The sequence below is a fragment of the Moorena sp. SIO4A1 genome, assembly GCF_010672065.1.
Lineage (GTDB): Bacteria > Cyanobacteriota > Cyanobacteriia > Cyanobacteriales > Coleofasciculaceae > Moorena.
In genome coordinates, this window is the sequence record NZ_JAAHHX010000198.1 from 1 (window position 1) to 3,289 (window position 3,289).

The 3,289-nt window shown below is 42.9% G+C and carries 3 protein-coding genes; all 3 read left to right on the top strand.

Annotated features, from left to right (window positions below):
• The coding region (locus tag F6K53_RS36055) for a CmpA/NrtA family ABC transporter substrate-binding protein (protein ID WP_293084213.1) at positions 1-922 on the top strand (922 nt) is incomplete at its 5' end.
• Between the two features lie 225 nt (positions 923-1,147).
• Complete coding sequence (gene ntrB, locus F6K53_RS36060; RefSeq protein WP_293084215.1) at positions 1,148-1,984, top strand: nitrate ABC transporter permease; 837 nt, start codon at positions 1,148-1,150, stop codon at positions 1,982-1,984.
• 9 nt (positions 1,985-1,993) lie between these two features.
• The gene (locus tag F6K53_RS36065; RefSeq protein WP_293084217.1) at positions 1,994-2,881 is read left to right on the top strand and encodes an ABC transporter ATP-binding protein; all 888 of its coding nucleotides are present in this window, start codon (positions 1,994-1,996) and stop codon (positions 2,879-2,881) included.
• Positions 2,882-3,289: the final 408 nt, after the last annotated feature.

Below are 3,289 nucleotides of genomic sequence, written 5' to 3' on the forward strand. Positions count from 1 at the left end.
CCCCATGCCTATTGCCATGACGTTGGGTTTAGGTTCCGCCACCTTTGGAGTTAAACTAGCCAGCATCGAGAACATTAACGGTCAAGCTATAACTGTAGCTAACAAATACAAAGGTAAAATTAACGGTCCCGCCGATTTCAAAGGCTTCACCATCGGTGTACCTTTTCCTTACTCCATGCACAACCTCTTAATGCGTTACTACCTGGCCACTGGGGGAGTTGATCCCGATAAAGATGTAAAAATTCGCCCTGTTCCTCCACCAGATAGTATTGCTCAGTTGGTTGCAGGGGATATCGATGCTTACTTGATGCCCGATCCCTTTAACCAAAGGGCTGTCTATGAAGAGGCTGGATTTATCCACAAGCTTACCAAGGAGTTATGGGAAGGACACCCCTGTTGTGCCTTTGCTGCAAGCGATGCTTGGATTGAGGAAAACCCCAACACTTTCCGCTCCCTCAATAAAGCAATTATCGAAGCTGCCGGTTATGCCCGTAACCCAGCCAATCGTCCAGAAATTGCCAAAGCCATCTCCGAAAGAGCCTTTTTGAACCAGCCGGTGGAAGTGGTGGAAGCTGTACTAACGGGTAACTTTGAAGATGGTCAAGGTAACACCAAAGCTGTACCAGACAGAATTGATTTTGATCCCTATCCTTGGCAGAGCTTTGCGAATTGGATTTCTTCTCAGTTAGTGCGTTGGGATTTGCAAGGAGATGGAAAAGTTAAATCAGCAATCACCTCGGAAAATTATGATCAAGTGGGTAAAGAAATTTTTCTGACAGATTTAGCTAGGGAATTGGCTCAGGAAGTGGGACAAACTCCACCTACAGAAATTTACCGTACAGAAACCTTGGAATTTGACACCTTTGATCCAGCTAAACCCCAAGAGTATGTGGATGAACAAATTAAAAAATACGGTTTCTAAGAGGTTGTCTGAGAAGTCTCATTTGCTACATCCAAGCCCCCGTTGGTCCCCCAATTCTGGGGGACTTTTACAAGCAAAATGACTCTTGTTCCCCCCAAAGTTGGGGGGTTAGGGGGGCAAAAGTCAGTAGAAAAAAACTTTTCAGATCTCCTCTAAAGGTAAGCATATGCGCGTAGCGCTTAAGCTTACGAAACCAATCTCTTTGCAGATAAAAGCAATTACAACATGACATCAATACCCAAAAACGTAACTCACAAAAAACAAAAACTCACAATCTTTGAAAATGAAAACTTCAGAGCTCTGTTGCTATTTATCCTTTCCTTAGGCATATTTTTACTGTTTTGGGAATTAGGCGCAAAGATGAAGATTTTTGCTAAGGGCATGCCCACTGCTTCCCTAACCATTAAGGAATTATGGTATTGGGTAACCCATCCATTTTATGACAATGGACCTAATGATTTGGGTATTGGTTGGAATTTGTTGATTAGCCTGCGGAGAGTAGCCATTGGCTACACGTTAGCCTCAATCATTGCTGTGCCTTTGGGAATCTTGGTAGGTATTTCCAAAATTGCCTTTAAAGCCTTTAATCCCTACTTCCAGCTTCTTAAACCGGTTTCTCCCCTGGCTTGGTTACCTTTGGGGCTGTATATATTCCGGAACTCAGAGATGACAGGGATTTTCATTATTACCATTGCGAGTATTTGGCCAACCCTAACTAACACAGCGTTTGGTGTGGCCAATGTTAACCCAGATTACCTTGATGTTTCTAAAATTCTGGGCGCTTCTAAATGGCGCACGATTTTTAAGGTGATTATTCCCGCTGCCCTACCTAACATCATATCTGGTTTGAGAATTAGTATGGGGATTTCTTGGTTGGTGATTGTGGCAGCAGAAATGCTATTGGGTACGGGTTTAGGTTACTTCATTTGGAATGAGTGGAATAACCTTTACATACCCAATATTCTGGTGGCAATTTTTATTATTGGGATTGTGGGCATTGTCCTTGATCAAATATTTGCCTATTTTGAAAAACTGGTTTCTTTCGGTAAAAACTCCTCATGAATAATTATTATGAGTACTTCTTTTTCTTCCAAGGGCCGTAAGGTCATTATAGACGACAATGACAGTGACGCTCAAATTTCATTACGTCATATTTCAAAAACTTTCTTTGGTAAACAGGGTTGGTTTGATAAAATCACTGGCCAATCTTCTGCGGACTTTGTCGCTATCGAAGATATCAATTTAGATATTGAGCACAACACGTTTGTGTCGATTATTGGCCCGTCTGGTTGTGGTAAGTCTACCTTGCTGAATATTATCGCGGGTTTGAGTTCCGCTACCAGTGGCGAAGTGATTATCAATGGGCAACTTGTGACTCAACCAGGACCTGACCGGGGTATGGTTTTTCAAAACTATGCCCTTATGCCTTGGATGACTGTGGAAGGTAATATTAGGTTTGCGGTGGAAACTGTCTATCCTAAAATTTCTGCGAGGGAGCAAAAACGGGTTATTAAGGAAAATATCCAACTAGTGGGTTTAACCGGAGCAGAGAACAAACATCCTCACGAACTATCTGGGGGTATGCGACAACGAGTAGGTATTGCGAGAGCTTTAGCTATTAATCCCCAAATTTTGTTAATGGATGAACCGTTTGGTGCGTTAGATGCTCTGACTAGGGGCTTTTTACAGGATGAAATCGAGCGCATTTGGGAGCAGCAGCGTAAAACTGCCATTATGATTACCCATAGCATTGATGAAGCCCTCCTGTTATCCGATCGGATTGTGATGATGACCAAAGGCCCTGCGGCGCGTATTGATGAGGTGCTTGAAGTGCCTTTCCCCCGTCCGCGCGATCGCACTACGGTTGAGCATCATCCTGCCTATATGGAACTGAAACAGGAAATGGAAAACCATCTATATCGGGAAACTAGAGCGGTAGAAGAAGCAAGAATTCACTAAAAATTCTTCTATTAGTGTAAAGTAAGCATTCGGGAGCATGTCAACTTTGTAATTAGGTACATAGATCCCCCCTAACCCCCCTTAAAAAAGGGGGGAATTAGATTGAAAAGTCCCCCTTATTAAGGGGGATAATGGGGGATCTCAATCAGGGGTTAACAAAATTGACATGCACCCTAAGCATTCAGCCGTCAGCGGTCAGCCGTCAGCCTTTAGCCTTCAGCCTTTAGCCTTCAGCCGTAGCCCATAAACTGATAGCTGATAGCTGAATGCTGAATGCTTACAGTGTAAAATACCAAAGATCGAAAATCAGGAGACATCAATTATTATGGCAATTGCAGAAATTACTAAACAGTTGTTAGCCGCAAAAAAAGAAAAAGGACTCACCTTTGAAGATTTGGAAAAAGTTGT

Excerpts from the sequence above, each read along its gene's own strand:
- F6K53_RS36065 (WP_293084217.1), top strand. The coding sequence starts at position 1,994 with ATGAGTACTTCTTTTTCTTCCAAGGGCCGTAAGGTCATTATAGACGAC.
- ntrB (WP_293084215.1), top strand. The coding sequence starts at position 1,148 with ATGACATCAATACCCAAAAACGTAACTCACAAAAAACAAAAACTCACA.